Annotated in this window: 3 protein-coding genes and 1 pseudogene; 2 read left to right on the forward strand and 2 right to left on the reverse strand. The window is 59.9% G+C overall.

Annotated features, from left to right (window positions below):
* Positions 1–53 precede the first annotated feature (53 nt).
* Together CHU93_RS00075 and CHU93_RS00080 are read left to right on the forward strand one after the other, a co-directional pair.
* A pseudogene (locus tag CHU93_RS00075) lies at positions 54–500 on the forward strand (AAA family ATPase); the annotation flags it as partial.
* A 555-nt stretch (positions 501–1,055) separates the two neighbouring features.
* Positions 1,056–1,484 (forward strand): hypothetical protein, encoded by a 429-nt coding sequence (locus tag CHU93_RS00080; protein WP_094472199.1) that lies wholly within the window; start codon positions 1,056–1,058, stop codon positions 1,482–1,484.
* 126 nt (positions 1,485–1,610) lie between these two features.
* On the opposite strand, the gene CHU93_RS17160 is transcribed toward CHU93_RS00080, so the two are convergent.
* A complete protein-coding gene (locus CHU93_RS17160) occupies positions 1,611–1,799 on the reverse strand; it encodes a hypothetical protein (protein ID WP_133064232.1) in 189 nt (62 codons plus the stop codon).
* 194 nt (positions 1,800–1,993) lie between these two features.
* Positions 1,994–3,139, reverse strand: coding sequence for a hypothetical protein (locus CHU93_RS00090; RefSeq protein ID WP_133064233.1), 1,146 nt, complete (start codon positions 3,137–3,139; stop codon positions 1,994–1,996).
* Positions 3,140–3,213 lie beyond the last annotated feature (74 nt).

Here is a 3,213-nt window from a genome sequence, read left to right on the forward strand (position 1 = left end):
AACGCCCTGACAGGAAGGCTCATGAATAAGGCGGGTTAGGACGTGATGGCTTCACGATTGTCTCCGAGCCCGGGCGGAGGATCGTTGATGAGGAGTTACAAGGCGAGGGCCGCGCGCTGCCTTGGGTAAATATGGCAGCATTTGCCGAGCGAGCTATCGAGCTTGCCGCTGCCGACAGGAAACATCTTGCGAGTGAGACTGGCTGGGTTTTCTTCGATCGCGGCTTGGTCGATGCAGCTGTTGCACTCCAGCACGCGACGGGTAAATCAATTCACGACACTCTCGCACCATTCGAACGCTACCACACGCGTGTCTTTTTGGCTCCGCCTTGGCCGGAAATTTACGCGGCTGATGAAAGTCGTCGGCACGATCTTGCAGAGGCGATTGCGGAGTATGATCGCCTTCTTAACGCGTTTCACGAGCTCAACTATGAAATAATTATCGTGCCGAAGGGCAGCGTTCAAGCGCGAGCAGATTTTGTGAGGGGCCACTTCGCATAAGTGCTTCGCGCCGCCTTGGAGGCCATCCCGGTCCTGCTTCTATTTCACGTGAAGTTGTCGTTCGCCTCCCCACCCAGATCCGGTCATTTGGCAAGCTCACAGCACCGCCCAAAAGCCGACACGCCGAGTGAACCGCCGTCTTTCTGAGACGTCTGCTCCGGGGATGGCTCCCGCAGGAGCTGCGGTCCGACAGGCCTGGTTCGTCGCACGTCGAGGCGGCGGCTCCAGTCGCCGACCGTGCGCGCGGCAACCAGGCCGCGAGCGGCGGGACCGAGAGCCGGCGGGGCTATCAGAAACGCAAGGCCCGGGCGAAGCCCGAGCCGCTGGAAAAGCCCCGCTCATCATGCCGCAGCGCGCAAGCGCGGTTCGCGGCCAAATGCGTCAGCGATCGTCGCCCGAAGGGCCGAGACCCTTCAGGGGCTCGGTGAAGCCCCGGGTGCGTGAAGCCCCCGCGAAGACGGGGCCGCAGCGCACGAGGCGGAATAGAGCGCGGTCCCGGCCAAAGGTCGGGAGACGGCAACGCGATGTTCATCGATCTGGGATATTGGATGTCTCATGAAACGATCCTCGCAGAAGCATCCGTTCGATTTGTTTCTCAAAGACCTTCCAAAGGCGCTTGATGCGCTGAAGGGTCAGGAGGGTCTGAAGGGGTTCACCACAGTTTTCACGGGCGCCTTGGGTGAGATCGTCGCCAAGGATGTTCTTGATCTGCCGCATGCCAGTGATCTGGTTCACGAGTACGATCTGGCATCGGCTACGCGGACAGTCGAGGTAAAGGCGACACGGAAGGACAAGATCAATAACGTCAATCTTGCTCCGAAACAGGCGGATGAAGTTTGCTTCGTTCGTTTCGAGCAGCGCGGTCGTGAAATATGGGTGGCCGAGGTTTTCACGCGGCCCAAGGGCACGTCTCCCGGGCAGCGCCTCGCGAATTCCTGGAAGATCGGTGGCGACAGCGGGAGAGAGCCCTACCGCGTTCTTTAGCGTCGCTGGCTAGGCATCGCATTGTGCGCGTCAATCGGATCGGTGTCCCGTCGTCTCCGAGGCACTCGGGCGTTTTCCCTCGCGGTCTGGACAGGGAATTTCCTGACGGCTTGACTCGTTGTGTTCTCATGATGTTCTCTCATAGCCATGGGAAGCAAGCGTCTCGACACTGTCGCCGATCTGGTCCGGCATGGTCTCAATGCGCAGGTTGAATGCCGCAGGTGCCGCCGCGTCGTGATCATCCCGGCATCCAGGTTGCGCGATCAATGCTTCGCCAAATCGATCCCGATGAAGCTTGCCGTGGTCGCGCAGCATTTGAGGTGCAGCTGTGGTCACCGCGGCGCAAAGATCGATGCGACAGGGACAATGATCGACCGAGGGTCGTGAGACGGGACCTTGGAGGGTGAAGTCGATATCGCAGGAAGAACGGCAATCCTCGGGGATGCTGGAAGCACGCCGGCAGGTTGCAATATGGCTGCTGCGGGCTCCTCGGCGGGCGGGCACCCAAGTCAGGGATCGAGTGACCCGCTTATCTTCGAGCCGAATTGCTGGATCAATGGGCCGATCGCGTCCGGAACCAAGCTGGCGGTCGTCACCGTCGCTTCGATCGGATAATTGTTGCCCGCCTGGTTGAGTGCGATCGCGTGGAACCGGTCTGCGATATGGATTGTGGCTGCAACCACAGCGAGACAGGCGGCATGTGCTTCATCGGTCCGGCGGCGCTGCAGCGTCGCGAGGTCACTGACTTTCAATTCAATCGTCAGCGTCCCATCAGTCATGGTCACCCTACGCTCAATTTTCATGAAGGATCGCAGTTCGCTTCGCTGGGACTCGGCCGTCAGGACGATGGTTCCCTTCGGGCTGAGGTCGTCTGCGAGGCCGCTTCGTTTGGCGAAGGCGGGGTCCAGCGTATCGCCCCTCACATGGACCTTCAGCGTGCTGGATTGCTGTTCATGCAGCCGCAGTAGCCACGCCAGCACGTTCGACGTCGGTGAGGCAAAATCATGCGCGACAACCCGCCCGGAGCGCTGGAACTTGGAGATGAATCTGGCGTCAACCGGCTCTGGGGTTCCGAATTTGGGAACCTCGATCGATGCGAGGTGCGGGATCTCGTGGCTCGTTTCAATTGCAGGGTCATAGTCAGGATGGGTCGCGAGGATCGGGGCGTTCAGGTCGATCCCGTTCTGAATGGTGTAGATTAGCTGACATGGCGCCGGGATCGTGCTGAGGTTCCTTACGTTGATCATGGCCCCAGTGAGGATCGGCGCTCGCCTTTGCCCGAAGGCGAGATAATCCATCGCCTTGTCACTTTCAGCCATGTAGACTGGAGGCACATAGTTCGTTGCAAATTGCCGGACAAAGGCAAGGCAATCCCTGAGATAACCCTGAAGGTCGTTCGCGTAGGCTGGACCCCGCGAGGCTTCGATGTCGAGGTCGATGTCGCCGACGAGCGGCTCACCGCGCATGACGCTGCCGTAAAGGTAGACCCTGTTGATGCTGATGAGACGATCGGGATCAGCATTGATAGCCACAAATCGTTCAAGCAGCTGGTCGAGGATGGCACGCGCCTTGGTCAACTCGGTTTTCACGACGCTGCGTGAATGGGCAACCGCCCTGCCTGTCGGGGTCAGATCGGATCGCTCATCGTCGAGCAAACCAAGCAAGCCTGCGATTTCGAGGGCATGCGATGGTCGCGTCCCGGCAGGTGGTGTAGGTTATGAGGGTAGCG

It is taken from the genome of Sandarakinorhabdus cyanobacteriorum (assembly GCF_002251755.1).
GTDB lineage: Bacteria > Pseudomonadota > Alphaproteobacteria > Sphingomonadales > Sphingomonadaceae > Sandarakinorhabdus > Sandarakinorhabdus cyanobacteriorum.